This is a genomic window from Pseudomonas sp. LG1D9, from assembly GCF_002949995.1.
Lineage (GTDB): Bacteria > Pseudomonadota > Gammaproteobacteria > Pseudomonadales > Pseudomonadaceae > Aquipseudomonas > Aquipseudomonas proteolytica.
The window spans coordinates 2,463,156-2,489,010 of sequence record NZ_CP026881.1; the positions used below are offsets into that span (position 1 = coordinate 2,463,156).

The window sequence follows — 25,855 nt, forward strand, 5'->3', positions numbered from 1 at the left end:
CCATACCGAACGGCGAATAGGCGTGGATTTTGCCCTAAAAGCCCCGAGTGAGACAGCTTCACCCGACCGCTGTATCCTGCGTCAAATTTTCCAAACACGGATGCTCCCCATGACCGCCAGCGCCCGGCACACCGCTTCCTACTACGCCGCCAGCAGCCTGCCGCAACCCGATTACCCGGTGCTGGCGGGTGAAGTCGTCGCCGATGTGTGCGTGGTAGGCGGTGGGTTTTCCGGGCTGAACACCGCGCTGGAGCTGGCTGAACGGGGCTTCAGCGTGGTGCTGCTGGAGGCCCGCAAGATTGCCTGGGGCGCCAGCGGGCGCAATGGCGGGCAGTTGATTCGTGGCGTCGGCCACGGCCTGGATCAGTTTGCCAATGTGGTCGGCACCGAAGGCGTGCGGCAGATGAAATTGATGGGCCTGGAAGCCGTGGAAATCGTGCGCCAGCGGGTCGAGCGCTTCCAGATTGAATGCGACCTGACCTGGGGTTACTGCGACCTGGCCAACAAGCCCCGCGACCTGCAGGGCCTGGCCGCCGATGCCGAGGAGTTGCACGACCTGGGTTATCGCCACGAACTGCGCCTGCTGCAAGCCGGGGAGATGGGCAGCGTGATCGGTTCCGACCGTTACGTAGGCGGCATGATCGACATGGGCTCCGGCCACCTGCACCCGCTGAACCTGGCCCTCGGCGAAGCCGCCGCCGCGCAGCAACTGGGAGTCAGGCTGTTCGAGCACTCCGCAGCGGTGCGCATCGACTACGGCCCTGAAGTCAAAGTCCACACCGCCCACGGCAGTGTGCGCGCCAAGACTCTGGTGCTGGGCTGCAATGCCTACCTCAACGGCCTCAACCCCCACCTGAGCGGCAAGGTACTGCCCGCCGGCAGCTACATCATCGCCACCGAACCCTTGAGCCCGACCCAGGCCGCCGAGCTGCTGCCGCAAAACATGGCCGTGTGTGATCAGCGGGTCACGGTGGATTACTTCCGGCTGTCAGCCGACCGCCGCCTGCTGTTTGGCGGCGCCTGCCATTATTCCGGGCGCGACCCTCAAGACATCGCGGCTTATATGCGGCCCAAGATGCTCAAGGTCTTCCCGCAACTGGCCGAGGTGAAAATCGACTACCAATGGGGCGGCATGATCGGCATCGGTGCCAACCGCCTGCCGCAGATTGGCCGCTTGGCCGACCAACCCAACGTGTACTTTGCCCAGGCGTATGCCGGCCATGGCCTGAACGCCACCCACCTGGCGGGCAAGCTGCTGGCCGAAGCCATTAGCGGCCAGCACCGTGGGCGCTTCGATCTGTTTGCCCAGGTGCCCCACGTCACCTTCCCTGGCGGCAAGCACTTGCGCTCGCCGTTGCTGGCCCTGGGCATGCTCTGGCACCGCTTGAAAGAACTGCTCTGACTCACCCGCGCCAGAACGGCTTCAAGCCTTCCTGGCGCGCTTGCTCAGCGCTTAAGCCGATATCGCGCAGTTGCTCCGGGGTCAGGTCCAGCAGGGCCAGGCGCGTGTGGCGACGGCGCCAGAACAGTTCCCAACGGCTCGGCTGACCAGGCGCCAGCCCAGTCAGCCCACGCTCCTGCCCTGCTTCCAGCTCCTGACTGTGTAGCGCCAGCCGCACATCGCTCAAGCCACTCATTGTCCTGCCCCTCATTTGCCTGTTGCCATGAGTGACTAGAATGGATGGCGCGGCAAAACCATTACAGATTCAACCAACCTTTATTAAATCCATACAGATACTGCCATGCAGGGGCTGAATCCTGTATTTTCCCTTCATCTGTACTGGTCCACCGGGAGCGACCGCCATGACCCTCTACGTCAACCTCGCCGAATTGCTGGGTACCCGCATCGAGCAAGGCTTCTATCGCCCCGGCGATCGCCTGCCCTCGGTGCGCGCCCTGAGCGTGGAACATGGGGTCAGCCTGAGCACCGTGCAGCAGGCTTACCGATTACTGGAAGACAACGGCCTGGCGACGCCCAAGCCAAAATCCGGCTACTTCGTGCCCGTCGGGCGCGAGCTGCCGGCGCTGCCCGCCGTGGGTCGGCCGGCCCAGCGCCCGGTGGAGATCTCCCAGTGGGACCAGGTACTGGAACTGGTGCGCGCGGTGCCGCGCAAAGACGTCATACAGATGGGCCGCGGTATGCCAGATGTAATGTCACCGACCATCAAGCCCTTGCTGCGCAGCCTGGCCCGGGTCAGCCGCCGCCAGGACCTGCCGGGCCTGTACTACGACAACATCTACGGCTGTATGGAATTGCGCGAGCAAATAGCCCGTCTGTCATTGGATTCCGGCTGCCAGCTCGACGCCCAGGACATCGTGATCACCACTGGCTGCCACGAAGCCTTATCCTCCAGCATCCGCGCGATTTGCGAACCCGGCGATATCGTCGCCGTGGACTCGCCAAGCTTCCATGGCGCCATGCAGACCCTCAAGGGCCTGGGCATGAAAGCCCTGGAAATCCCCACCGACCCGCTCACCGGCATCAGCCTCGAAGCCCTGGAACTGGCCCTGGAGCAATGGCCGATCAAGGTCATCCAGCTGACGCCCAACTGCAACAACCCCCTGGGCTACATCATGCCCGAGGCGCGCAAGCGGGCGCTGCTGACCCTGGCCCAGCGCTTTGACGTGGCGATCATCGAGGACGATGTGTATGGCGAACTGGCCTACAGCTACCCGCGACCGCGCACCATCAAGTCCTTCGACGAAGATGGCCGCGTCCTACTCTGCAGCTCGTTCTCCAAGACCCTGGCCCCCGGCCTGCGGATCGGCTGGGTAGCGCCCGGACGCTATCTGGAGCGGGTGCTGCACATGAAGTACATCAGCACCGGCTCCACTGCCACCCAACCACAGATCGCCATTGCCGAATTCCTCAAGAACGGGCACTTCGAACCGCATTTGCGGCGCATGCGTACCCAATACCAGCGCAATCGCGACCTGATGCTCGATTGGGTCAGTCGCTATTTCCCCGCCGGCACCCGCGCCAGCCGGCCCCAGGGCAGCTTTATGCTGTGGGTGGAACTGCCCGAAGGCTTCGACACCCTCAGGCTCAACCGGGCCCTGGTCGAGCAGGGAGTGCAGATTGCCGTAGGCAGTATCTTTTCCGCTTCGGGCAAATACCGTAACTGCCTGCGGATGAACTACGCTGCCAAGCCAACCCCGCAGATTGAAGAGGCGGTGCGCAAGGTCGGGGCAACGGCGAGCAAGATGCTCGCCGAAGCCGAACAGCGGATGGACTGACCTTTTGCCAGCAATCACCGTCATATGCCCACCACCGTCCTGATTCGGAACCTGTCTCCTTGATGAGCCAACGGCTATTAGCGTTCTTTTTGCTGGGGTTCCTGGGCCTGGGCGGTTGCGCCACCCTGGACGTGCCCCGGGTGCCCAGCGAGGCACTGCCGGCGACGCAGTCCGCCTTTGGGCGCTCGATCCAGGCCCAGGCCGCGCCCTATCAGGGCCGCTCCGGGTTTCGCCTGCTGCCCAACAGCAGCGAAGCGTTCATGGCCCGCGCCGAATTGATCCGCAATGCCCAGACCAGCCTCGACTTGCAGTACTACATCGTCCATGACGGCATCAGCACGCGCATGCTGGTGGACGAGCTGCTGACGGCGGCCGACCGTGGCGTGCGGGTGCGCATCCTCCTGGATGACACCACCAGCGACGGCCTGGACCAGATCATCGCCACACTGGCTGCACATCCGCAGATCCAGATCCGCCTGTTCAACCCCTTGCACCTGGGGCGCAGCACCGGCGTGACACGGGCCATGGGCCGGCTGTTCAACCTGTCGCTGCAACACCGGCGCATGCACAACAAGCTATGGCTGGCCGACAACAGCGTGGCGATTGTCGGCGGGCGCAACCTGGGGGATGAGTATTTCGATGCCGAGCCCAACCTGAACTTCACCGATATCGACATGCTCAGTGTGGGGCCCGTGGCCGAGCAACTGGGCCACAGTTTTGATCAGTACTGGAACAGTGCGCTGAGCAAACCTATCGCCGACTTTATCTCCAGCGCCCCGTCCTCCCGCGACCTGGCCACGGCGCGCGGGCTTCTGGAGAAGTCCCTGGCCGAATCGCGCCAGCAAAACCATGCCCTGTATAACCGCCTGCGGACCTACCAGACCCAGCCACGCATGGATATCTGGCGCCGGGAACTGATCTGGGCCTGGAACCAGGCACTGTGGGACGCGCCGAGCAAAGTCCTGGCCAAGGCCGATCCCGACCCACAACTGCTGCTCACGACCCAACTGGGGCCAGAGCTGGAAGGCGTGCACAGTGAGCTGATGATGATTTCGGCCTACTTCGTGCCCGGCCAGCCGGGCCTGGTGTACCTCACCGGCCGCGCGGACGCAGGCGTCGACGTGCGCCTGCTGACCAACGCCCTGGAAGCCACCGACGTGCCGGCGGTGCATGGCGGCTATGCGCCCTATCGCAAAGCGCTGCTGGAACACGGGGTGAAGTTGTACGAACTGCGCCGCCAACCGGGCGACGGTGGCGGCAGTGGCCCGCACCTGCTGGGCAGCCGCTCGCTGCACGGTTCGGACTCGAGCCTGCACAGCAAGGCGATGATTTTTGATCGGCAGAAGTCGTTTATCGGCTCGTTCAATTTCGACCCGCGTTCGGTGCTGTGGAACACCGAGGTCGGCGTGCTGGTGGACAGCCCCGAACTGGCCGAGCATGTTCGTAACCTGGCCCTGCAAGGGATGGCGCCAGCGTTGAGTTATGAGGCAAAACTGCAAGATGGCCAGGTGGTATGGGTCACGGAAGACAACGGCCAGATGCACACCCTGAGCCGCGAGCCGGGGAGCTGGTGGCGCCGGTTCAATGCCTGGTTTGCCACCACCGTGGGTCTGGAACGCATGCTCTAAGAACCACGAATATCCATTGTGGGAGCTGGCTTGCCTGCGATAGCCATAGGTATCTACATAACTTTCAGAAACCGACGAACTCTCCTGTGGCGAGCGGGCTTGCCCCGCGCTGGGCTGCGAAGCAGCCCCAGTAAGCCGTACGCGGTGTATCAGATACTCCGTAGCGGCTGGTTTTAGGGCTGCTTCGCAGCCCAGCGCGGGGCAAGCCCGCTCGCCACAACTGCGCTATCTGCCTGGATTTAGGCGTTGCGGCAAAGTTGTGTAGATACCTACGCTGCGATAGCGGTGGGTCAGTTGGCCCATTTGCTACTGATACACCGCTATCGCAGGCAAGCCAGCTCCCACAGTTTTGATCGCATTTCCAGGTCAGGCTGGTTGCTCGACGCCAAACGCGCCTTGGCGCAACAACAGAATCACCAATCCCAAGGCACCCGCGGCCATCAACAACGGCAACGCATGCCCGCTGACCCACTGGCTGCCAGCCCCCGCCACCAGCGGCCCGATCAGGCAACCAATCCCCCATAACTGAGCAATATGGGCATTGGCTCGCACCAGCGCATCGTCACGGTAGCGCTCGCCGATCAGAATCAACGACAAGGTGAACAAGCCCCCCGCACTGGCACCGAACAGGACCCAGATCGGCCAGATCAGCCAGGTATCCAACAACGGCGCAATGGCCAGGCTCGACAGCAGCAACAGCACCGCGCAGCCGAGAAACAGGGTGCGCCTGGGCAGATAGTCGGCCAGCGCACCAATCGGCAATTGCAGCAGGGCATCGCCTACCACCACGGTGCTGACCATCGCCAACGCCACTTCGGCAGTGAAGCCCTGTTGCAGGCAATACACCGGCAACAGCGTCAGAATCATCGCCTCGAACGCGGCAAACAATGCCACCGCCCAGGCGATCGCCGGCAAGCCCCGGCAAAATCCCCATAAGTCGCCAAAGGTCACGCTGAAGGCCTCTGCCGTCGGCGCCCCGCTACGCCCCAGCAGCAGGAAGGGCGCAACGATCAACAGGCCGACGCCAACCCAGAAGCCATAGTCGTGCTCGGTGCCCAGCACGCCGAGCAACAACGGCCCCGACAGCTGGCTCAAGGCGTAGGTACAGCCATACAGCGCCACCAGCCGGCCACGCCACTGCTCCACCACCAGTTGGTTGATCCAGCTTTCGCCGAGGATAAACACAATGGTCAGGATCACCCCGATCATCAACCGCAGCACCAGCCACACCGGATAGCTGGGCAATACCGCCAGCAACCCGATGGAAACCGCCCCGGCCCACAGGCACAGGCGCATCAGAGTTGCCGTGCCCAGCCAGGAAGCCAGGCGGCTCGACACCTTGGCGCCCAACAACACACCGAACGCTGGCATCGCCGCCATGATGCCGATGGCAAAGTTGCCATAGCCCCAGCTTTCCAGGCGCAGGGACACCAGCGGCATGCTGACGCCCAGGGCAAGGCCGACGCTGAGCACTGAAGCCAGGACGGCAAAGTAAGTCGCCCAACGCATTGCCACGCTCCTGTGGATAACTCATTTATGGACGGTAAAACGAACTGTAGGAGCGAGCTTGTGTGGGAGCCGGGCTTGCCCGCGATGCTGGCACCTCGGTACATCAGTTGCACCGAGGTGATGCTATCGCAGGCAAGCCAGCTCCCACACAAGCTCGCTCCTACAGGGGATCAGCGGGGTTGCTTACAGCTTGATCCAGGTTGCCTTCAGTTCGGTGTACTTGTCGAACGCGTGCAGCGACTTGTCGCGACCGTTGCCCGACTGCTTGAACCCGCCGAACGGCGCGGTCATGTCGCCGCCATCGTACTGGTTGACCCACACGCTACCGGCGCGCAGCGCCTTGGCGGTCAGGTGCGCCTTGGAGATATCCGAGGTCCAGACCGCAGCGGCCAGGCCATAAGGCGTGTCGTTGGCGATGGCTACGGCTTCTTCAGCGCTGTCGAAGGTGATAACCGACAGGACCGGGCCAAAGATCTCTTCCTGGGCAATCTTCATGGCGTTGGTCACACCGTCGAAAATCGTCGGCTCGACGTAAGTGCCGCCGGTTTCCTGCAGGGTGCGCTTGCCACCGGCCACCAGTTTGGCGCCATCGGCGTGCCCGGCTTCGATGTACGACAGCACGGTGTTCATCTGCTGGGTATCCACCAGCGCACCGACGTTGGTGGCCGGGTCCAGCGGGTTGCCCGGCTTCCAGCCCTTGAGGGCCTCGATCACCATCGGCAGGAATTTGTCCTTGATCGAACGCTCCACCAGCAGGCGCGAGCCGGCGGTGCAGACTTCGCCCTGGTTGAAGGCGATGGCGCCAGCGGCGGATTCGGCAGCGGCTTGCAGGTCCGGGGCATCGGCAAACACGATGTTCGGGCTCTTGCCGCCGGCTTCCAGCCAGACGCGCTTCATGTTCGACTCGCCGGAGTAGATCATCAGTTGCTTGGCGATCTTGGTAGAACCGGTGAACACCAGGGTGTCGACGTCCATATGCAGCGCCAACGCCTTGCCCACGGTGTGGCCGTAGCCCGGCAGCACGTTGAGCACGCCTTTGGGGATACCGGCTTCAACGGCCAGGGCGGCGATGCGGATGGCGGTCAGCGGCGACTTTTCCGACGGCTTGAGGACGACCGAGTTACCGGTGGACAGCGCTGGCCCCAGTTTCCAGCAGGCCATCATCAGCGGGAAGTTCCACGGCACGATGGCCGCCACTACGCCGACGGGCTCGCGGGTCACCAGGCCCAGTTGGTCATGGGGGGTGGCGGCGACTTCGTCGTAAATCTTGTCGATAGCCTCGCCGCTCCAGCTCAGGGCTTGCGCCGCGCCTGGAATGTCGATGCCCAGGGAATCACCGATTGGCTTGCCCATGTCCAAGGTTTCGAGCAGGGCCAGCTCTTCGGCATTGGCCTTGAGCAGCGCGGCGAAACGGATCATGGTGGCTTTACGCTTGGCCGGGGCCAGGCGTGACCAGGCACCCGAGTTGAAGGTGGCGCGGGCATTTTCCACGGCGCGCTGGGCGTCGGCGACGTCACAGCTGGCAACCGTGGTCAGCAGGCGGCCATCGACCGGGCTGAGACATTCGAACGTGTCGCCGGAAACGGCGGCGGTGTATTCGCCATTGATATACGCGCGGCCTTCGATCTTCAGGTCCTTGGCGCGTTGTTCCCAGTCGGCACGGGTCAGGGTGGTCATGCGAGTGTCCTCCTCTTATTAAATATAAGGGCCCGGCGTTATCACCAGTTCCCTTCCAAATGCTTGCCCGGCCAGCCAGCTATTCGGTCCGAGGCACCCGCCACCCTAAACCAGCCGCCGGGGATGTTTCAATATATTTGACATAACGGCCGCAAACGCCCTTGCGATGTTCATTTTAATAAACATAGACTTTGGCTCTCCAACCCCAGGCCTAGACGGGATACGTGCATGAACATTCAGGATGTCGTCGATTTCAGCCAGGCGAACACCGCCGCCGAACGCTACCGCCCCGCCACCGAAAAAATCCTCAAGGGCGATCCCGAGCAGACGCTCTTCAACCACTACAACAGCCCGTGCGGCCAGATGAACGCCGGGGTGTGGGAGGGTGAAGTCGGGCAATGGACGGTGAACTACACCGAACACGAATATTGCGAGATCGTGCAGGGGGTTTCGGTACTTCGCGATGGCGACGGCAACGCCAAGACCTTGCGCGCCGGTGATCGCTTCGTCATCCCGGCCGGCTTCAGGGGCACCTGGGAAGTGCTGGAGCCGTGCCGCAAGATCTACGTGGTGTTCGAAGAAAAGGCCTGATCGGTCGATCGCGACTTTTCAAAGACGAAAAAAAACCCGCATCGTGAGATGCGGGTTTTTTTCACAAGAAAGAAAACCAATTACTTGATTTTGCCTTCTTTGTAGATCACGTGCTTGCGAACGCGCGGGTCGAACATTTTCTTTTCGAGCTTGTCCGGGGTAGTACGCTTGTTCTTGTCGGTAGTGTAGAAGTGACCAGTACCGGCGCTAGAGATCATTCGAATCAATTCACGCATGATATAGCTCCTTAGATTTTGCCGTCGCGGCGCAGTTCAGCGAGCACGACAGTGATGCCACGCTTGTCGATGATGCGCATGCCTTTGGCAGATACGCGCAGACGGACAAAACGTTTCTCTTCTTCAACCCAGAAGCGGTGATGCTGCAGGTTTGGCAGGAAACGACGACGGGTTTTGTTGTTTGCGTGGGAAATGTTATTCCCAGTCACCGGACCCTTACCGGTAACTTGACAGACTCTCGACATGCCTCAGCCCTCTAAAACCACATGCCCAACCCGGCATGGGTTGGCCGCTTAATCTCTCAGTCATTTGGCGCCAGGCGCCGCGTTTCTTTAAGGGTCTTACCGGCTACACCTACAGTGAAGGAACCGGGCCCCTAGAAAAGAGCGCTGCTTTATACCAGAAAGACCCCAGTGCAACAACAGCCGGTGTGTTTTTCCCGCTGTAAATCTCGCCCGAACAGGCCTCAAGCGCTGCCAGGGTGGGGCGCCGTGCTGCAGAACCGCTCGTCGCACCGAATGATTTGTCGCCGCTGCTTGCAGGCCAAGGCCCTGGGCAAAATGACCTGAAGCGCCATCAAAACAGTATTTGCCGTAAATGCACAGGCAAAAATGGGCTAGTCATTTATGAATGAGCCCACTACGGTAGGACTTTTCCAGACTGCACTCGCAGATGGGCCTCCGATCTGCAAAGGAAACCGACCATGCGTCTCGCTGCCCTACCCTTATTGCTCGCCCCGCTCTTCCTCGCCCCACTGGCCCAGGCAGCCTCTACGCTGAGCGTCTGCACCGAGGCCAGCCCCGAAGGGTTTGACGTGGTGCAATACAACTCGCTGACCACCACCAACGCCTCGGCGGATGTGCTGATGAACCGCCTGGTGGACTTCGATGCCGCGAGCGGCAAGCTGGTACCGAGCCTGGCCGACAGCTGGGAAGTCTCCCCGGACGGCCTGACCTATACCTTTAAATTGCACCCGGACGTCAAATTCCACCGCACTGCGTATTTCAACCCAAGCCGCAGCCTCACGGCTGAAGACGTGCGTTTCAGCTTCGAGCGCATGCTCGACCCGGCCAACCCCTGGCACAAGATCGCCCAGAGCGGCTTCCCCCACGCCCAGTCGCTGCAACTGCCAGCGCTGATCAAGAAGATCGACGCCCTTGACCCGCTGACCGTGCGTTTTACCCTGGATCACGCCGATTCCACCTTCCTCGCCGCGCTGAGCATGGGCTTTGCCTCGATCTACCCCGCCGAATACGCCGACAAGCTGCTCAAGGCCGGTACCCCGGAAAAGCTCAATAGCCAACCCATCGGCACCGGGCCGTTCGTGTTCGGGCGCTTCCAGAAAGATGCGGCCATCCGCTACAAGGCCAACCCGGATTATTTTGCCGGCAAGCCGGCTGTGGATAACTTGATCTTTGCTATCACCACGGACGCCAATGTGCGCCTGCAGAAACTGCGCCGGGACGAATGTCAGATCGCCTTGTCACCCAAGCCCCTGGATATCGGTGAAGCGCAAAAGGATCCTGCACTCAAGGTGGAAAAAACTGCTGCCTTCATGACGGCTTTCGTCGCCATCAATAGCCAGCACCCGCCACTGGACAAACCCGAAGTGCGCCAGGCAATCAACCTGGCCTTCGACAAGGCCAGCTACCTCAAGGCCGTGTTTGAAGGCACCGCCGAAGCTGCCAATGGGCCTTACCCGCCCAATACCTGGAGCTTTGTCAAGGAGTTGCCGGGTTATCCACAGGACATTGCCAAGGCCAAGGGGCTGCTGGATCGCGCCGGGCTCAAGGACGGTTTCAAGACCACTATCTGGACCCGGCCATCCGGCAGCCTGCTCAATCCCAACCCAAGCCTGGGCGCCCAGCTGTTGCAGGCAGATCTGGCCAAGATCGGCATCCAGGCAGAGATCCGCGTGATCGAATGGGGCGAGCTGATCCGCCGCGCCAAGGCCGGCGAGCACGATCTGTTGTTCATGGGCTGGGCCGGCGACAACGGCGACCCGGATAACTTCCTGACCCCGCAGTTTTCCTGCGCGGCGGTCAAATCCGGCACCAACTTCGCCCGTTACTGCGACCCGGCGCTGGACAAGCTGATCAGTGCCGGCAAGACCACCAACGAGCAAGGCGTGCGCAGCAAGCTCTACCAACAGGCGCAGGCGCAGATCCAGCAGCAGGCGCTGTGGTTGCCACTGGCCCATCCGACGGCCTTTGCCCTGACACGCAAGAATGTCGAGGGGTATCAGGTCAGCCCGTTTGGGCGCCAGGACTTCTCCAAAGTCAGCGTCGCCCCCTGACCCTTCCCGTGTAGGAGCCGGCTTGCCGGCTTCCTACACGGGGTTGCGTTATATCCAGCCATATTCGGCCATCGACAGCGGATCGCCGTCGCCGACGATAATGTGGTCGAGTACCCGCACATCCACCAGATCCAGGGCTTTTTGCAGCACTTTGGTCAATTTTCGATCAGCGATGCTCGGCTCGGCATTCCCGGAGGGGTGGTTGTGGCACAGGATCAACGCCGCCGCGTTGTAGTCCAGGGCGCGCTTGACCACTTGTCGTGGGTAAACCGTGGCGTTGTCGATGGAGCCCTGGAACAACGCTTCGAAGCCCAGCACCCGATGCCTTGAATCGAGAAACAGGCAACCAAAGATCTCATGGGGTTGATGGCGCAGCAGTGCCTTGAGGTAATCACGCACCGCCACCGGGCTTTCCAGCACCGACTCATTACGCACATGCTCGGCCAGATGGCGCCGGCCCATTTCCAGCACCGCCTGCAGTTGGGCGAATTTAGCCGGCCCCAGCCCCAGATGCTGGATGAATAAGGCCTGCCGGGCCTCCAGCAATGCGCGCAGGCTGCCAAATTGCTCCAGCAGATGACGCGCCAGATCCACTGCACTTTTACCCGAGACGCCGGTGCGCAGGAATATCGCCAGCAACTCGGCATCCGAAAGACTCGCCGCGCCCAACTCCAAAAGCCTCTCCCGCGGACGCTCCGCCGCAGGCCAATTGCGAATACTCATGCCACCTCCCTGTGCATGTGCGCCGCTGTTGCATGGCGGACGCTGTGTTATCTTAGCCCCTCTTTTTTGCGCGCGATTTCTCCTGGGGAGGGGGGATCGCAACGCCATCACTGAACTGGAAAGGCAAACCAATGCAGCGTCTGTATCGGAAACGCATCGTTCTCGGCGTCGGCGGCGGCATTGCCGCCTACAAGAGCGCAGAGCTGGTTCGCAGGCTCCTGGACCAAGGCGCCGAAGTGCGCGTGGTCATGACCCGTGGCGGCAGTGAGTTCATTACCCCGCTGACCATGCAGGCGCTGTCCGGCCACCCGGTTCACCTGGACCTGCTGGACCCGGCGGCCGAAGCTGCCATGGGCCATATCGAGCTGGCCAAATGGGCCGACCTGGTGCTGATCGCACCCGCCACCGCCGACCTGATTGCGCGCCTCGCCCAAGGCATTGCCGACGACTTGCTGACCACGCTGGTACTGGCCACCGACGCCACTGTCGCCATCGCCCCGGCGATGAACCAGGCCATGTGGCGCGACCCCGCCACCCAGGCCAACACCCAATTGCTGCAAAGCCGTGGCCTCAAGGTCTTCGGCCCGGCCTCCGGCAGCCAGGCCTGTGGCGACGTAGGTCTGGGCCGCATGCTCGAAGCCACCGACCTGGCGCTGTGCGCCGCCGAGTGTTTCCAGCACCTGGCCCTGACCGGCAAGCACGTGCTGATCACCGCCGGCCCGACCCAGGAAAACATCGACCCGGTGCGCTACATCACCAACCATAGCTCAGGGAAAATGGGCTTTGCCCTGGCTGAAGCGGCGGTTGAGGCAGGCGCACGCGTGACCCTGATCACCGGCCCGGTGCACCTGCCGACCCCGGATCGGGTCACCCGCATCGACGTAGTCAGCGCCCGTGACATGCTTGCGGCCTGTGAGGCGGCGATTCCCTGCGATGTGTTTATCGCCTCGGCAGCGGTCGCAGACTACCGTCCGGAAGTAGTTGCGCCGCAAAAACTCAAGAAAGACCCTACAAGCGGCGACGGCCTGCTCCTGCAAATGGTCCGCAACCCGGATATTTTGGCCACCATCGCCACCCGCGCGGATCGTCCGTTCAGCGTCGGTTTCGCCGCCGAAACCGAAAACCTGCTGGACTACGCCGCACGCAAACTGAAAGACAAAAACCTCGACCTGATCGTTGCCAATGATGTCGCCAACCCGAGCATCGGTTTCAACAGCGAGGAAAACGCCTGCAGCGTGATCGACCGCGAACTGCACGCGACCCTTTTCGCCCAGACCAGCAAGGGCAAGATTGCCCGCCAACTGATCTCTTTTATCGCCCAACGGCTGAACCAGGTTTAATTTCCATGCACGCTTTGCAAGCCAAGATCCTCGACCCCCGCATCGGCAGCGAATTCCCACTGCCGGCCTACGCCACACCGGGCTCCGCCGGCCTGGACCTGCGCGCCATGCTCAAGCAGGACACCGTGCTTGAGCCGGGCCAGACCCTGCTGATCCCCACCGGCCTGTCGATCTACGTCGGCGATCCCGGCCTGGCCGCGCTGATCCTGCCGCGCTCGGGCCTGGGCCACAAACACGGGATCGTCCTGGGCAATCTCGTTGGCCTGATCGACTCCGATTACCAGGGCGAACTGATGGTCTCGTGCTGGAACCGTGGCCAGACCGCCTTCAATATCGCCGTTGGCGAACGTATCGCCCAACTGGTGCTGGTACCGGTGGTGCAGGCGCATTTCGAACTGGTGACCGAGTTCGACGAAACCCAGCGTGGCGCAGGCGGTTTCGGGCATTCCGGCAGCCACTGACTACGCTCAGGCATGCCGGGCTCCGCGCCCGGCATGCCCCGATGGCATTTTCGCACCACGAACTCTAGGCCAAAAACGCCGTCTTACCCTTCAGTTTGAGCCTGCCGGTCGCCATATTCAGGCCTGTCCGCCCCGTATCGATGGAGTTTCCCCAGTGATGAGCAACGCAGCCCCAGTCGCACCGACGTTTCCCGACAGTATTTTCCGCGCCTACGACATCCGTGGCGTCGTCCCGAAAACCCTGACCGCCGAAACCGCCTACTGGATCGGCCGCGCCATCGGCTCCCAAAGCCTGGCCCAGGGCGAACCCAACGTCTCGGTAGGCCGTGATGGCCGCCTGTCCGGCCCCGAGCTGGTGGAACGCCTGATCCAGGGCCTGGCCGACAGCGGCTGCCATGTCAGCGACGTCGGCCTGGTGCCGACACCGGCGCTGTACTACGCCGCCAACGTGCTGGCCGGCAAGTCGGGCGTCATGCTCACCGGCAGCCACAACCCGTCGGACTACAACGGCTTCAAGATCGTGATCGCGGGCGACACCCTGGCCAACGAACAGATCCAGGCCCTGCACACGCGCCTGAAAACCAATGACCTGACCAGCGGCAAAGGCAGCATCACCAAGGTCGATATCCTCCAGCGCTATTCCGACGAAATCACCCGGGACGTCAAGCTTGAGCGTCGCCTGAAGGTCGTGGTGGACTGCGGTAACGGCGCCGCCGGCGTGATCGCCCCGCAACTGCTCGAAGCCCTGAACTGCGAAGTGATCCCGCTGTTCTGCGACGTCGACGGCCACTTCCCCAACCATCACCCGGACCCGGGTAAGCCTGAAAACCTGGTGGACCTGATCGCCAAGGTCGAAGAAGTGGGCGCCGATGTCGGCCTGGCCTTCGATGGCGATGGCGACCGCGTGGGCGTGGTGACCAACACCGGCAGCATCGTGTTCCCCGATCGCCTGCTGATGCTGTTCGCCCGCGACGTGGTGGCGCGCAACCCAGGCGCCGAGATTATTTTCGACGTGAAGTGCACCCGTCGCCTCACACCGCTGATCACGGAATACGGTGGCCGCCCACTGATGTGGAAGACCGGTCACTCGCTGATCAAAAAGAAAATGAAGGAAACCGGCGCCCTGCTGGCGGGCGAAATGAGCGGCCATGTGTTCTTCAAGGAGCGCTGGTTCGGTTTCGACGACGGCATCTACAGTGCCGCACGTCTGCTGGAGATCCTCAGCAAGGAGAAATCCAGCGCCGAGGATCTGTTCGAGACCTTCCCGAACGATATTTCTACGCCGGAAATCAATATCCATGTGACCGAAGAGAGCAAATTCAGCATCATTGACGCACTGCACGATGCGCAATGGGGTGAAGGCGCCAACCTGACCACCATTGATGGTGTGCGAGTCGATTATGCCGAAGGCTGGGGCCTGGTTCGCGCGTCCAACACCACACCGGTGCTGGTCCTGCGTTTCGAGGCGGATACCGAGGCCGAGTTGCAGCGCATCAAGGACGTGTTCCACGCCCAGTTGAAACGTGTTGCCCCTGATCTCCAACTACCGTTCTGATTATTTGCCCCGGAGCCCTGAATGACCCTCGAACGCGAAGCCGCCGCCAACACCGCCAAGGTCCTTTCCGAAGCGCTGCCTTACATTCGACGCTACGTCGGCAAGACGCTGGTGATCAAGTACGGCGGCAATGCCATGGAAAGCGACGAGCTGAAAACCGGCTTTGCCCGCGACATCGTGCTGATGAAAGCCGTCGGGATCAACCCGGTGGTGGTCCACGGCGGCGGCCCGCAGATCGGTGACCTGCTCAAGCGCTTGTCCATCGAGAGTCACTTCATCGACGGTATGCGCGTCACCGATGCGCAGACCATGGACGTGGTGGAGATGGTCCTTGGCGGCCAGGTGAACAAAGACATCGTCAACCTGATCAACCGTCATGGCGGCAGCGCCATCGGCCTGACCGGCAAGGACGCCGAGCTGATCCGGGCGAAGAAACTCACCGTGACCCGCAAGACCCCGGAGATGACCCAGCCGGAAATCATCGACATTGGCCAGGTAGGCGAAGTGATCGGCATCAACACCGACTTGCTGAACCTGCTGGTCAAGGGTGACTTCATTCCGGTGATCGCGCCGATCGGCGTGGGTGCCAATGGTGAGTCCTACAACATCAACGCCGACCTGGTCGCCGGTAAAGTAGCCGAGGCCCTGAAGGCCGAGAAGCTGATGCTGCTGACCAACATTGCCGGCCTGATGGACAAGGAAGGCAAGGTCCTGACCGGCCTGACTACCCAGCAGGTCGACGATTTGATCGCCGACGGCACCATCTACGGCGGCATGCTGCCGAAGATCCGCTGCGCACTGGAAGCCGTGCAAGGTGGCGTAGGCAGCTCGCTGATCATCGATGGCCGGGTGCCGAACGCGGTGTTGCTGGAAATCTTCACTGATACCGGCATGGGCACGCTGATCAGCAATCGCAAGCGTCCCTGACCGCTGAAACAAAAAGCCCCCGTTCAACCTGGTTGAACGGGGGCTTTTTTATGTGCGCCGACCTGCAGCCTTGTGGAGATCCCCTGTAGGAGCGGGCTTGCCCGCGATGAGCATAGGTATCTACACAACTTTGCCGCAACGCCTAGATCCAGGCAAATAGCGCAGTTGTGGCGAGCGGGCTTGCCCCGCGCTGGGCTGCGAAGCAGCCCCAATAAGCCAAATGCGTTGTACCAGATACACCGCAGCGGCTGGTTTTGGGGCTGCTTCGCAGCCCAGCGCGGGGCAAGCCCGCTCGCCACAGGAAAGTTCGTCAGTTTCTGAAAGTTGTGTAGATACCTATGCCGCGATGAGGGCTTGTCAGTCAACATCAGTGTTGAATGTACTACCGCCATCGCGAGCAAGCTCGCTCCTACACGAGCTCATCAGCTACAAGGGGTTGCGTCAGACGCCAAACTGCTCGCGGTACGCCCGTACTGCCGGCAGGTGTTGCTTGAGCTGGGGGTCGTCTTCGAGGAACTGCAATACCTGGTTCAGCGAGACAATGCTCACCACCGGGATTGCGAAGTCACGCTCCACTTCCTGGATCGCCGACAACTCACCGTTGCCACGCTCCTGGCGGTTCAGCGCGATCAACACGCCAGCGGCCTTGGCGCCATCCTGGGATGCAATGATCTGCATCACTTCGCGGATCGCGGTGCCGGCGGTGATCACGTCGTCGATGATCAGCACATCACCGGTCAACGGAGCGCCGACCAGGCTGCCGCCTTCGCCGTGGGCCTTGGCTTCCTTGCGGTTGAAGCACCATGGCAGATCCCGGTCGTGATGTTCAGCCAGGGCCACCGCGGTTGCGGCAGCCAACGGAATGCCTTTGTAGGCCGGGCCAAACAGCACGTCGAAGGAAATACCGCTTTCAACGATGGCGGCAGCGTAGAAACGCCCCAGCTGCGCCAGGGCAGAACCCGAGTTGAACAGGCCGGCATTGAAGAAGTATGGGCTGGTGCGCCCGGACTTGAGGGTGAACTCACCGAAGCGCAAAACCCCGCGATCGATGGCAAAACGAATGAAATCGCGTTGATACGCCTGCATGAAAAAAGCCTCAGATACCACGGATTTAGCTAAATAGGTAGACGGCGTGTATCATACACGCACGCGATTTTTGGGGCCATTTATGCGGATCATCAGTGTGAACGTTAATGGTATTCAGGCTGCAGTCGAGCGTGGTTTGCTCAGTTGGCTGCAAGCCCAGAATGCCGACGTCATCTGCCTGCAGGACACGCGCGCCTCCGCCTTTGAACTGGACGACCCAGCCTTCCAACTGGATGGCTACTTCCTTTATGCCTGTGATGCCGAAGTCCCTGCCCAAGGTGGCGTGGCTCTGTATTCACGGTTGCAACCCAAGGCGGTCATCAGCGGCCTCGGCTTCGAGACAGCCGATCGCTACGGGCGCTACCTGCAAGCCGATTTCGACAAAGTCAGTATTGCTACCTTGCTGCTCCCTTCGGGGATGAACGGCGATGAAGACTTGAACCAGAAGTTCAAGCTAATGGACGATTTCGCCCGTTATCTGGATAAACAGCGACGCAAACGCCGCGAGTACATTTATTGTGGCTCGCTGTACGTGGCGCAACAGAAGCTGGATATCAAGAACTGGCGCGACAGCCAGCAATCCCCGGGCTTCCTGGCGCCGGAACGGGCCTGGATGGACGAGATTGTCGGCAACATGGGCTATGTAGATGCCCTGCGTGAAGTCAGCCGTGAAGGTGACCAGTACAGTTGGTGGCCGGACAACGAACAGGCCGAGATGCTCAACCTGGGCTGGCGTTTTGACTACCAACTGCTGACCCCCGGCCTGCGCCGGTTTGTCCGCAGCGCACGCCTGCCGCGTCAACCGCGCTTCTCGCAACACGCGCCGTTGATCGTGGATTACGACTGGACCTTGACCATCTGAGGTCATGTTCCAGGTACAAAAAAACCGACAGCGCTGTCGGTTTTTTTGTGGGCGATCATTATTTGATCAATCGCCATGTGCACGGGTAACGGTAGGCAATGCCTTTATTGGCCTTGATGCCCCCAATGATGGTCAGCACCAACGCGGCAATCACCAGCACCGCCATCATCAGGAAACCAATGATCACAAAACCCAGGACAAAGCAGACCAGCCAGGCAATGGCCACGGTCAGCTGGAAGTTCAGCGCTTCCTTGCCCTGATCATCGATCAACGGATCCATGTCCTTCTTCACCTGCCACAGGATCAAAGGCCCCAGCACACTGCCGAAGGGGAACACCAGGCCAAGGAACGCCGCGAAGTGACAGAGCATGGCCCACTGGCGCACTTCCTTGGTCTGGGCTGGCACAGGAAGCTGGTTGTCACTCATGGCGTTGCTCCTTGAGGCGGGTTTCAGTCAGCCAGTGCGGCGGTCTGTAGTTCGAAGATTTCGCTCATACCTTTCTGGGCCAGGGTCAGCATGGCGTTCAGGTCTGCTGGCTGGAACGGCGCGCCTTCGGCGGTGCCCTGCACTTCGATGAACCCACCGGTGCTGGTCATGACCACGTTCAGGTCGGTCTCGGCCGCCGAATCTTCCAGGTAGTCCAGGTCCAGCACAGGCTCGCCCTGGTACATGCCCACCGATACAGCTGCAATCATCTGCTTGAGCGGGTCGCCGCCTTTCAGGCCGCCGCGCTTCTTGATCACTTTCAGCGCATCGACCAGCGCGACCATGGCGCCAGTGATGGACGCGGTGCGGGTGCCGCCGTCGGCCTGGATCACATCGCAGTCGACGTACAGGGTGACGTCGCCCAGCTTGGACATGTCCAGCGCAGCGCGCAGGGAACGGCCGATCAGGCGCTGGATCTCCAGGGTGCGACCGCCCTGCTTGCCACGGCTGGCTTCACGCTGGTTACGCTCGCCGGTGGCGCGCGGCAACATGCCGTATTCGGCGGTCAACCAACCCTGGCCCTGGCCCTTGAGGAAACGCGGCACGCCGTTTTCAACGCTGACGGTGCAGATGACCTTGGTATCGCCGAACTCGACCAGTACAGATCCCTCGGCGTGTTTGGTGTAGTTGCGGGTGATGCGGATCGAGCGGAGCTGATCGGCAGCGCGACCACTTGGACGTTTCATAGGGGATACCTGTACTGAGGACGAAAAACTGCCGAGCATTATAGAGCCGCAGGCCGCTTCGCGGCACTGCTAATAAATTCGGTTACCAAAGGGCGGCCCTGGGCACCCTTTGTCACAGCCAGCATTTGGGGGCGCTTGCCCCGTTGCGCTACAATCCTGCGCCTTCGCAGCCAGTCGGCTTCAATCTACCTACCAGCCCGCCCGTTTGCGGGACTGTATCGCGAGGTACCTCCATGGTGCATAGCATGACCGCCTTCGCCCGCGTCGAAAAAGCCGGCGCCCAAGGCACCCTGAGCTGGGAGTTGCGCTCGGTCAACAGCCGCTACCTGGAGCCGCACCTGCGCCTGCCCGAGTCATTTCGCGACCTTGAAGGCGTCGTGCGCGAAGCCCTGCGCGCGGGCATCTCACGCGGCAAGCTGGAATGCACCCTGCGCTTTACCGAGGAAACCACCGGCAAGCCACTGCAGGTTGATCGCGAGCGCGCTGCACAGTTGGTCGCTGCCGCTGAAACGATTGCCAGCCTGATCAAGCAGCCGGCGGCACTGAACCCCCTGGAAGTCCTGGCCTGGCCCGGCGTACTGGTGGCTGACGCCACTGACCCGCAGGCACTGAACGCCGAGGCCCTGGCCCTGTTCAACCAGGGCCTCAAGGAGCTCAAGGCCGGCCGTGAGCGCGAAGGCGCCGAACTGGCCCGCCTGATCAATGAGCGCCTGACTGCCATCGAAGAAGACGTCGTGACCCTGCGCGAGCTGGTGCCACAAATGCTGGCCACCCAGCGCCAGAAAGTCCTCGACCGCTTCACCGACATGAAGGCCGACCTCGATCCGGTACGCCTGGAACAGGAAATGGTCCTGCTGGCGCAAAAAAGCGACGTCGCCGAAGAACTCGACCGCCTGAGCACCCATATCCTGGAGGTGCGTCGCGTACTCAAGTCGGCCGGTGCCGCTGGTCGGCGCCTGGACTTCCTGATGCAGGAACTCAACCGCGAAGCCAATACACTGGGCTCCAAAGCCTTCGACCCGCGCAGCACCCAGGCTGCGGTCAACCTCAAAGTGTTGATCGAGCAAATGCGCGAACAAGTACAGAATATTGAGTAAGGCAACTCCCATGACCCACAGCACCGGCACCCTGTACATCATTTCCGCCCCCTCGGGCGCGGGCAAAAGCAGCCTGGTCAAGGCCCTGACTGACACCAACCCGGAGATCCGCGTATCGGTCTCCCACACCACCCGCGCCATGCGCCCCGGTGAGGTGAACGGTGTGAACTATCACTTCGTCGAGCGCAGCGAGTTCGTGAAGATGATCGAGCACGGTGACTTCCTGGAGCGCGCCGAAGTGTTCGGCAACCTCTATGGCACGTCCCAGAGCCACCTGCAGCAGACCCTGGACGAAGGCCACGACCTGATCCTGGAAATCGACTGGCAAGGCGCCGAACAGGTCCGCCAATTGATGCCCAAGGCGCGTTCGATCTTTATCCTGCCGCCTTCACTGGAAGCCTTGCACCAGCGCCTGAACAATCGCGGCCAGGACAGCGAAGAGGTCATCGCCGGGCGCATGCGCGAAGCTGTCAGCGAAATGAGCCACTATGTGGACTACGACTACCTGATCATCAACGACGATTTTGCCCACGCCCTGGACGACCTGAAGGCGATTTTCCGCGCCAATCAGCTCCAGCAAAAACGCCAGCAGCAGCGTTTTGGCAAATTGTTGGCCGAACTGCTCGGTTGAATGGCTCTTCCCAAAACCGCTGCAAGGGCCTTACATTGGCACTTGTAGCGTGTTTGCCGGGGCCTGCGCAAAATCAGCGCTTCCCTAAACGCTGGTGATTTTTTAAACTGTTGAGTCCGCTCGCCCAACCGGGCAGCGCGCATCTTGCATTCGCTCCGAGGAATACCATGGCCCGCGTAACCGTTGAAGACTGCCTAGAACACGTGGATAACCGCTTTGAGCTGGTCATGCTCTCTACCAAGCGTGCCCGTCAATTGGCCACTGGCGGCAAAGAGCCCCTGGTCCAGTGGGAAAACGACAAGCCTACCGTTGTAGCCCTGCGTGAAATCGCTGAAGGCCTGATGAGCTACGAGTTCATCGCCAACGCCGAAATCGTTGAAGACGAACCGCTGTTTGCAGCGTTCGAGGACGAGTCCAACGAGGCCGTCTAAGCCTATGCCTGGTCGACGTAGCACGGCGCGGGGTCACAGCCTTCGGCAGGAGTTAACACTTTGCCGAGTATAGACGCCCTCGCCGATCGCTTATCGACCTACCTCGGCACCGACCAGGTCAACCTGGTCCGCCGAGCGTACTTCTACGCCGAACAAGCCCACGACGGCCAGCGCCGCCGTAGCGGCGAGGCGTACGTCACCCATCCTCTTGCGGTGGCCAATATTCTTGCCGACATGCACATGGACCATCAAAGCCTGATGGCCGCGATGCTGCATGACGTGATCGAAGACACCGGTATTGCCAAGGAAGCGCTCAGCGCACAATTTGGCGAAACCGTGGCCGACCTGGTCGACGGGGTCAGCAAGCTGACCCAGATGAACTTCGAGACCAAGGCCGAGGCCCAGGCGGAAAACTTCCAGAAGATGGCCATGGCCATGGCCCGGGATATCCGGGTAATCCTGGTCAAGCTGGCCGACCGGCTGCACAACATGCGCACGCTGGAAGTGCTGTCCGGTGAAAAACGCCGGCGCATCGCCAAGGAAACCCTGGAAATCTACGCGCCCATCGCCAATCGGCTGGGCATGCATGCCATTCGTATCGAGTTCGAAGACCTCGGCTTCAAGGCCATGCACCCGATGCGTTCGGCGCGCATCTACCAGGCGGTCAAGCGCGCCCGGGGCAATCGCAAGGAAATCGTCAACAAGATCGAAGAGTCCCTGAGCCATTGCCTGGCAATCGACGAGATTGAAGGCGAAGTCAGCGGGCGGCAGAAGCATATCTACGGCATCTACAAGAAGATGCGCGGCAAGCGCCGGGCCTTCAACGAGATCATGGACGTGTATGCGTTCCGGATCATCGTCGACAAGGTCGATACCTGTTACCGCGTGTTGGGCGCTGTACATAATTTGTACAAACCCCTGCCGGGGCGCTTCAAGGACTACATCGCCATCCCCAAGGCAAACGGCTATCAGTCATTGCACACCACGCTGTTTGGCATGCATGGGGTGCCGATCGAGATCCAGATCCGCACCCGGGAAATGGAAGAGATGGCCAATAACGGCATCGCCGCCCATTGGCTGTACAAATCCACCGGCGACGAGCAGCCCAAAGGCACCCATGCCCGCGCCCGCCAGTGGGTCAAGGGCGTGCTGGAAATGCAGCAACGTGCCGGCAACTCGCTGGAATTCATCGAAAGCGTGAAGATCGACCTGTTCCCGGACGAGGTCTACGTGTTCACGCCCAAAGGCCGGATCATGGAGCTGCCCAAGGGCTCCACGGCGGTCGACTTTGCCTACGCGGTACACACCGACGTCGGCAACAGCTGCATCGCGTGCCGGATCAATCGTCGCCTGGCCCCGCTGTCGGAACCGTTGCAAAGCGGCTCCACCGTGGAGATCGTCAGCGCGCCGGGGGCCCGGCCGAATCCGGCGTGGCTCAACTTCGTGGTCACCGGCAAGGCGCGCACCCACATCCGCCATGCGCTGAAGCTGCAACGCCGGTCCGAGTCCATCAGCCTGGGTGAACGCCTGCTGAACAAGGTACTCAACGGCTTTGACAGCTCCCTGGAGAAAATCCCCGCCGAGCGCGTGCAGGCGATCCTCCACGAGTACCGCCAGGAAACCATCGAAGACCTGCTCGAAGATATCGGCCTGGGCAACCGCATGGCCTATGTCGTCGCCCGTCGCCTGTTGGGCGAAGGCGAGCAATTGCCAAGCCCCGAAGGCCCGCTGGCCATTCGCGGCACCGAAGGCCTGGTCCTCAGCTATGCCAAGTGCTGCACGCCGATCCCGGGCGACCCGATTGTCGGGCACCTGTCTGCCGGCAAAGGCATGGTGGTGCACCTGGATAACTGCCGCAATATCAGCGAAATCCGCCACAACCCGGAAAAATGCATCCAGCTGTCATGGGCCAAGGATGTGACCGGCGAATTCAACGTCGAGCTGCGAGTGGAGCTGGAGCACCAGCGCGGGCTGATCGCCTTGCTGGCCAGCAGTGTCAACGCGGCCGACGGCAATATCGAAAAAATCAGCATGGACGAACGCGATGGTCGCATCAGCGTGGTCCAACTGGTGGTCAGCGTGCACGACCGTGTGCACCTGGCCCGTGTGATCAAGAAACTGCGTGCCCTGACCGGGGTTATCCGCATCACTCGCATGCGCGCATAATGCCTCCCCTATAGCCCGGACATTACAAGGAGTCATTCATGACCAAGACTGTTATCACCAGCGACAAGGCACCTGCTGCCATCGGTACTTACTCCCAGGCGATCAAGGCGGGCAACACCGTCTACATGTCCGGCCAGATCCCACTGGACCCAAAGACCATGGAGCTGGTTGAAGGCTTCGAAGCCCAGACCGTACAAGTCTTCGAAAACCTCAAGTCGGTAGCCGAAGCAGCGGGCGGTTCGTTCAAGGACATCGTCAAGTTGAACATCTTCCTCACCGACCTGAGCCACTTCGCCAAGGTCAACGAGATCATGGGCAAGTACTTCGAACAACCCTACCCAGCCCGCGCCGCCATTGGCGTTGCCGCCCTGCCAAAGGGTTCGCAGGTTGAGATGGACGCGATTCTGGTCATCGAGTAATACATTCGGCGCAACCCCAGGGGTTGCGCCGACTTCGTTTTAAAAGGATTTCGTAATGCGCAAAGCGCTCGTTGCCTCCACGCTGCTCACCCTGTTCCTTGGCGGCTGCGCCAGCAATCCTGCCGCCCGGGATGTGAGCGGCACCTGGATCAACCAGGTCGCCATCGATGCGGCGTCCAAGGGCGGCCCTTTGCGTGAAGCCCTGCAGGCCTATGGTCCGAACCTCGAATGGGAGGTCAATACCCGGGCCAACCAAGCGCGCTACTTCAACGGTTTTGAACGCCCTGAAGGCACGCTGGAAGGTGAAAAGTCAGGCACCTGGAATGTCGATTTCTACGGTAGCTCAACCACCGAACTCAAGCGTGATGGCAAGCAGTTGCTGCAAGTGGCCAACGACAATGAGCCCGAACAGCTCTTTGACCGGCCCAAGGACCCTGCTCCCGAAGGCGCGCCCCTGGGTGCCAACTTCGAACGGGCGCTGTATTCGGCCTATATGGGCGGTAGCTGGAAAATCACCAGCGGCAATGGCGTCGGCGCGACGGTGCAGTTCCAGGCCAACGGCCAAGTCACCGGCCTGCCCGGCGTAGACCAATACTCACTGTGCCTGGCCGGCGATTGCGCCTCCATGAGCGGTGGCTACGACAGCATCTGGCTGCAACAAAGCGGCCAGGGCAACCCGTGGATCTTCAGCCGCAATGACAAGCAACTGGAGATTTTCCAGGCGATCAATACGTCCCAGGCCGACGAAGTACCTTCGTTCACCCCGGGGCCACGCCAGTGGTTGCTGGATAAACAGTAAAGTCACTGCAGGCACCTCGGTGTGTCACTGACACCAAGGTGATGCTATCGCAGCGATGCGGCGACCCGACAAGCCAGCTCCCACTCAAGGCGGTAGTGCTCAGCCTTTGAGGATGGCCGCGTAGCCTTCGCGGTAACTCGGGTAGGTGGGCGTCCAGCCCAGTGCCTTAGCCCGCGCATTACTGCACTGCTTGCTGCCCGCGCGGCGCACGCTGGCGTCTTCGGCCCATTCGGTCACCCCAAGGTAGCCACGCAGCCAGTCAACGACTTCGGCCAGCGGTGCGGGCGCGTTGTCGACACCGATATAGACCTTCTCCAACGCTCCGCCCTGCTCTACATGCAGCAGCAGATAAGCCAGCAGGCCTGCCGCGTCATCGACATGTATGCGGTTGCCATATAAAGGCGGCTCGACCGCCACGCGATAGCCTTGGCGCACCTGGCTCAACAACCATTCACGTCCAGGCCCGTAGATCCCGGTCAAGCGCACAGTCGTAGCCGGGATACCGCTGTCGAACGCCACTTGCTCGGCCTCCAACATCACCTGCCCGGAATAGCCGACGGCCTGGGTGGGCGAGGTATCATCGACCCATTCACCGTTTTGCTGGCCGTAGACACTGCTGCTGGAGACGAAAACAAGGTGCTTGGGCTCCTGACCATAGTCGCCCAGCCACTCCAGCACATGCTGCAGGCCCTGGACATAAGCCTTGCGGTAGCCCGCCTCGTCGTGATCGGTTGCAGCGGCGCAGTACACCAGGTAATCCACGCCGCCGATCGGCCACGTGTCGGGACACTCTTTATTGAACAGGTCGCCGGCGATGCCGATCACCCCTTCCGGCAAGCGCGCGACATTGCGCCGCAGGCCATGAACCTCCCATCCCGCGGCCAGCAATTGACTCGCCAGCCGACTACCTACATCACCACAACCGGCAATCACCACAGAAGGCGCAGACATCACAAAACTCCGTTCTCAAAGGTCTAGATTAGCCCTCACAGGTGACCAGCGGCCAGAAAA

At 61.4% G+C, this 25,855-nt stretch carries 25 protein-coding genes and 1 pseudogene; 16 read left to right on the forward strand and 10 right to left on the reverse strand.

Annotation, left to right across the window (positions count from 1 at the left end; genetic code table 11):
- The first annotated feature begins 109 nt into the window (after nt 1-109).
- Nucleotides 110-1,402: an FAD-binding oxidoreductase gene (locus tag C5F71_RS11920; protein ID WP_104911187.1), complete on the forward strand. Its 1,293-nt coding sequence runs from the start codon at nt 110-112 to the stop codon at nt 1,400-1,402.
- Between the two features lies 1 nt (nt 1,403).
- Here C5F71_RS11920 and C5F71_RS11925 read toward each other — a convergent pair whose 3' ends face one another.
- Entirely contained in the window at nt 1,404-1,637 is a 234-nt protein-coding gene (locus tag C5F71_RS11925; protein ID WP_104911188.1) for a DUF1127 domain-containing protein, read from the reverse strand.
- A 166-nt stretch (nt 1,638-1,803) separates the two neighbouring features.
- Between C5F71_RS11925 and C5F71_RS11930 the strand changes: the two genes are divergently transcribed.
- Nucleotides 1,804-3,237, forward strand: a complete 1,434-nt coding sequence (locus C5F71_RS11930; RefSeq protein WP_029289785.1) for a PLP-dependent aminotransferase family protein — start codon at nt 1,804-1,806, stop codon at nt 3,235-3,237.
- Between the two features lie 62 nt (nt 3,238-3,299).
- Entirely contained in the window at nt 3,300-4,865 is a 1,566-nt protein-coding gene (locus C5F71_RS11935) for a phospholipase D family protein (protein ID WP_029289787.1), read from the forward strand.
- 366 nt (nt 4,866-5,231) lie between these two features.
- Here C5F71_RS11935 and C5F71_RS11945 read toward each other — a convergent pair whose 3' ends face one another.
- Both C5F71_RS11945 and C5F71_RS11950 read right to left on the reverse strand, forming a co-directional pair.
- Complete coding sequence (locus tag C5F71_RS11945; RefSeq protein WP_104911189.1) at nt 5,232-6,374, reverse strand: MFS transporter; 1,143 nt, start codon at nt 6,372-6,374, stop codon at nt 5,232-5,234.
- 183 nt (nt 6,375-6,557) lie between these two features.
- On the reverse strand, nt 6,558-8,051 hold the full coding sequence (locus tag C5F71_RS11950; RefSeq protein WP_029289792.1) for an aldehyde dehydrogenase: 1,494 nt from the start codon (nt 8,049-8,051) through the stop codon (nt 6,558-6,560).
- A 228-nt stretch (nt 8,052-8,279) separates the two neighbouring features.
- On the opposite strand from C5F71_RS11950, the gene C5F71_RS11955 reads away from it, so the two are divergent.
- Nucleotides 8,280-8,642 (forward strand): cupin domain-containing protein, encoded by a 363-nt coding sequence (locus tag C5F71_RS11955; protein ID WP_029289794.1) that lies wholly within the window; start codon nt 8,280-8,282, stop codon nt 8,640-8,642.
- 80 nt (nt 8,643-8,722) lie between these two features.
- Here the strand turns inward: C5F71_RS11955 and rpmG are convergent, their stop codons facing one another.
- Together rpmG and rpmB are read right to left on the reverse strand one after the other, a co-directional pair.
- Nucleotides 8,723-8,878 (reverse strand): 50S ribosomal protein L33, encoded by a 156-nt coding sequence (rpmG, locus tag C5F71_RS11960; RefSeq protein ID WP_003176906.1) that lies wholly within the window; start codon nt 8,876-8,878, stop codon nt 8,723-8,725.
- Between the two features lie 11 nt (nt 8,879-8,889).
- Nucleotides 8,890-9,123 carry a 50S ribosomal protein L28 gene (rpmB, locus tag C5F71_RS11965; RefSeq protein WP_007920377.1) on the reverse strand — a complete coding sequence of 78 codons (234 nt, stop codon included), beginning with the start codon at nt 9,121-9,123 and terminating at the stop codon, nt 8,890-8,892.
- 458 nt (nt 9,124-9,581) lie between these two features.
- Here rpmB and C5F71_RS11970 point away from each other — a divergent pair, with 458 nt between their 5' ends.
- Nucleotides 9,582-11,174: an ABC transporter substrate-binding protein gene (locus C5F71_RS11970; RefSeq protein WP_104911190.1), complete on the forward strand. Its 1,593-nt coding sequence runs from the start codon at nt 9,582-9,584 to the stop codon at nt 11,172-11,174.
- 48 nt (nt 11,175-11,222) lie between these two features.
- Here C5F71_RS11970 and radC read toward each other — a convergent pair whose 3' ends face one another.
- Entirely contained in the window at nt 11,223-11,897 is a 675-nt protein-coding gene (radC, locus tag C5F71_RS11975) for a DNA repair protein RadC (RefSeq protein ID WP_029289803.1), read from the reverse strand.
- 131 nt (nt 11,898-12,028) lie between these two features.
- Here radC and coaBC point away from each other — a divergent pair, with 131 nt between their 5' ends.
- From coaBC to argB, 4 genes and pseudogenes are all read left to right on the forward strand, one after another.
- On the forward strand, nt 12,029-13,237 hold the full coding sequence (gene coaBC, locus C5F71_RS11980; protein WP_029289805.1) for a bifunctional phosphopantothenoylcysteine decarboxylase/phosphopantothenate--cysteine ligase CoaBC: 1,209 nt from the start codon (nt 12,029-12,031) through the stop codon (nt 13,235-13,237).
- 5 nt (nt 13,238-13,242) lie between these two features.
- On the forward strand, nt 13,243-13,698 hold the full coding sequence (dut, locus tag C5F71_RS11985) for a dUTP diphosphatase (RefSeq protein WP_029289808.1): 456 nt from the start codon (nt 13,243-13,245) through the stop codon (nt 13,696-13,698).
- Between the two features lie 148 nt (nt 13,699-13,846).
- Nucleotides 13,847-15,253, forward strand: a pseudogene (locus tag C5F71_RS11990) (phosphomannomutase/phosphoglucomutase); the annotation flags it as partial.
- A 21-nt stretch (nt 15,254-15,274) separates the two neighbouring features.
- The gene (argB, locus tag C5F71_RS11995) at nt 15,275-16,180 is read left to right on the forward strand and encodes an acetylglutamate kinase (RefSeq protein ID WP_029289812.1); all 906 of its coding nucleotides are present in this window, start codon (nt 15,275-15,277) and stop codon (nt 16,178-16,180) included.
- Nucleotides 16,181-16,621: 441 nt separating this feature from the next.
- Here the strand turns inward: argB and pyrE are convergent, their stop codons facing one another.
- Nucleotides 16,622-17,266 (reverse strand): orotate phosphoribosyltransferase, encoded by a 645-nt coding sequence (pyrE, locus tag C5F71_RS12000; protein ID WP_070994053.1) that lies wholly within the window; start codon nt 17,264-17,266, stop codon nt 16,622-16,624.
- An 82-nt stretch (nt 17,267-17,348) separates the two neighbouring features.
- Between pyrE and C5F71_RS12005 the strand changes: the two genes are divergently transcribed.
- The gene (locus C5F71_RS12005) at nt 17,349-18,128 is read left to right on the forward strand and encodes an exodeoxyribonuclease III (RefSeq protein ID WP_029289816.1); all 780 of its coding nucleotides are present in this window, start codon (nt 17,349-17,351) and stop codon (nt 18,126-18,128) included.
- 58 nt (nt 18,129-18,186) lie between these two features.
- Here C5F71_RS12005 and C5F71_RS12010 read toward each other — a convergent pair whose 3' ends face one another.
- Together C5F71_RS12010 and rph are read right to left on the reverse strand one after the other, a co-directional pair.
- Nucleotides 18,187-18,555 (reverse strand): DUF4870 domain-containing protein, encoded by a 369-nt coding sequence (locus C5F71_RS12010; protein ID WP_029289818.1) that lies wholly within the window; start codon nt 18,553-18,555, stop codon nt 18,187-18,189.
- A 23-nt stretch (nt 18,556-18,578) separates the two neighbouring features.
- Nucleotides 18,579-19,301, reverse strand: a complete 723-nt coding sequence (gene rph, locus C5F71_RS12015) for a ribonuclease PH (RefSeq protein ID WP_104911191.1) — start codon at nt 19,299-19,301, stop codon at nt 18,579-18,581.
- Between the two features lie 233 nt (nt 19,302-19,534).
- On the opposite strand from rph, the gene C5F71_RS12020 reads away from it, so the two are divergent.
- From C5F71_RS12020 to C5F71_RS12045, 6 genes are all read left to right on the forward strand, one after another.
- Nucleotides 19,535-20,398, forward strand: coding sequence for a YicC/YloC family endoribonuclease (locus tag C5F71_RS12020; RefSeq protein WP_029289822.1), 864 nt, complete (start codon nt 19,535-19,537; stop codon nt 20,396-20,398).
- A 10-nt stretch (nt 20,399-20,408) separates the two neighbouring features.
- Nucleotides 20,409-21,029, forward strand: a complete 621-nt coding sequence (gene gmk / locus C5F71_RS12025) for a guanylate kinase (protein ID WP_070994054.1) — start codon at nt 20,409-20,411, stop codon at nt 21,027-21,029.
- A 167-nt stretch (nt 21,030-21,196) separates the two neighbouring features.
- A complete protein-coding gene (rpoZ, locus tag C5F71_RS12030; protein ID WP_003176920.1) occupies nt 21,197-21,460 on the forward strand; it encodes a DNA-directed RNA polymerase subunit omega in 264 nt (87 codons plus the stop codon).
- A 60-nt stretch (nt 21,461-21,520) separates the two neighbouring features.
- Nucleotides 21,521-23,626: a bifunctional GTP diphosphokinase/guanosine-3',5'-bis pyrophosphate 3'-pyrophosphohydrolase gene (gene spoT / locus C5F71_RS12035; protein ID WP_029289828.1), complete on the forward strand. Its 2,106-nt coding sequence runs from the start codon at nt 21,521-21,523 to the stop codon at nt 23,624-23,626.
- A gap of 38 nt (nt 23,627-23,664) precedes the next feature.
- Nucleotides 23,665-24,045, forward strand: a complete 381-nt coding sequence (locus C5F71_RS12040) for a RidA family protein (RefSeq protein ID WP_025130815.1) — start codon at nt 23,665-23,667, stop codon at nt 24,043-24,045.
- 55 nt (nt 24,046-24,100) lie between these two features.
- The gene (locus tag C5F71_RS12045) at nt 24,101-24,844 is read left to right on the forward strand and encodes a hypothetical protein (protein WP_104911192.1); all 744 of its coding nucleotides are present in this window, start codon (nt 24,101-24,103) and stop codon (nt 24,842-24,844) included.
- Between the two features lie 99 nt (nt 24,845-24,943).
- Here C5F71_RS12045 and C5F71_RS12050 read toward each other — a convergent pair whose 3' ends face one another.
- Nucleotides 24,944-25,795: an NAD-dependent epimerase/dehydratase family protein gene (locus C5F71_RS12050; protein ID WP_104911193.1), complete on the reverse strand. Its 852-nt coding sequence runs from the start codon at nt 25,793-25,795 to the stop codon at nt 24,944-24,946.
- Between the last annotated feature and the right edge of the window lie 60 nt (nt 25,796-25,855).

Coding starts and splice junctions, on each gene's coding strand:
- C5F71_RS11930 (WP_029289785.1), top strand. CDS start 1,804: ATGACCCTCTACGTCAACCTCGCCGAATTGCTGGGTACCCGCATCGAG.
- C5F71_RS12020 (WP_029289822.1), top strand. CDS start 19,535: ATGGTGCATAGCATGACCGCCTTCGCCCGCGTCGAAAAAGCCGGCGCC.
- argB (WP_029289812.1), top strand. CDS start 15,275: ATGACCCTCGAACGCGAAGCCGCCGCCAACACCGCCAAGGTCCTTTCC.
- rpmB (WP_007920377.1), bottom strand. CDS start 9,123: ATGTCGAGAGTCTGTCAAGTTACCGGTAAGGGTCCGGTGACTGGGAAT.
- rph (WP_104911191.1), bottom strand. CDS start 19,301: ATGAAACGTCCAAGTGGTCGCGCTGCCGATCAGCTCCGCTCGATCCGC.
- C5F71_RS11970 (WP_104911190.1), top strand. CDS start 9,582: ATGCGTCTCGCTGCCCTACCCTTATTGCTCGCCCCGCTCTTCCTCGCC.
- C5F71_RS12005 (WP_029289816.1), top strand. CDS start 17,349: ATGCGGATCATCAGTGTGAACGTTAATGGTATTCAGGCTGCAGTCGAG.
- C5F71_RS11925 (WP_104911188.1), bottom strand. CDS start 1,637: ATGAGTGGCTTGAGCGATGTGCGGCTGGCGCTACACAGTCAGGAGCTG.
- C5F71_RS12040 (WP_025130815.1), top strand. CDS start 23,665: ATGACCAAGACTGTTATCACCAGCGACAAGGCACCTGCTGCCATCGGT.
- C5F71_RS11935 (WP_029289787.1), top strand. CDS start 3,300: ATGAGCCAACGGCTATTAGCGTTCTTTTTGCTGGGGTTCCTGGGCCTG.
- dut (WP_029289808.1), top strand. CDS start 13,243: ATGCACGCTTTGCAAGCCAAGATCCTCGACCCCCGCATCGGCAGCGAA.
- C5F71_RS12010 (WP_029289818.1), bottom strand. CDS start 18,555: ATGAGTGACAACCAGCTTCCTGTGCCAGCCCAGACCAAGGAAGTGCGC.
- C5F71_RS12050 (WP_104911193.1), bottom strand. CDS start 25,795: ATGTCTGCGCCTTCTGTGGTGATTGCCGGTTGTGGTGATGTAGGTAGT.
- pyrE (WP_070994053.1), bottom strand. CDS start 17,266: ATGCAGGCGTATCAACGCGATTTCATTCGTTTTGCCATCGATCGCGGG.
- C5F71_RS11945 (WP_104911189.1), bottom strand. CDS start 6,374: ATGCGTTGGGCGACTTACTTTGCCGTCCTGGCTTCAGTGCTCAGCGTC.
- rpoZ (WP_003176920.1), top strand. CDS start 21,197: ATGGCCCGCGTAACCGTTGAAGACTGCCTAGAACACGTGGATAACCGC.
- radC (WP_029289803.1), bottom strand. CDS start 11,897: ATGAGTATTCGCAATTGGCCTGCGGCGGAGCGTCCGCGGGAGAGGCTT.
- gmk (WP_070994054.1), top strand. CDS start 20,409: ATGACCCACAGCACCGGCACCCTGTACATCATTTCCGCCCCCTCGGGC.
- coaBC (WP_029289805.1), top strand. CDS start 12,029: ATGCAGCGTCTGTATCGGAAACGCATCGTTCTCGGCGTCGGCGGCGGC.
- C5F71_RS11950 (WP_029289792.1), bottom strand. CDS start 8,051: ATGACCACCCTGACCCGTGCCGACTGGGAACAACGCGCCAAGGACCTG.
- C5F71_RS11955 (WP_029289794.1), top strand. CDS start 8,280: ATGAACATTCAGGATGTCGTCGATTTCAGCCAGGCGAACACCGCCGCC.
- rpmG (WP_003176906.1), bottom strand. CDS start 8,878: ATGCGTGAATTGATTCGAATGATCTCTAGCGCCGGTACTGGTCACTTC.
- C5F71_RS11920 (WP_104911187.1), top strand. CDS start 110: ATGACCGCCAGCGCCCGGCACACCGCTTCCTACTACGCCGCCAGCAGC.
- C5F71_RS12045 (WP_104911192.1), top strand. CDS start 24,101: ATGCGCAAAGCGCTCGTTGCCTCCACGCTGCTCACCCTGTTCCTTGGC.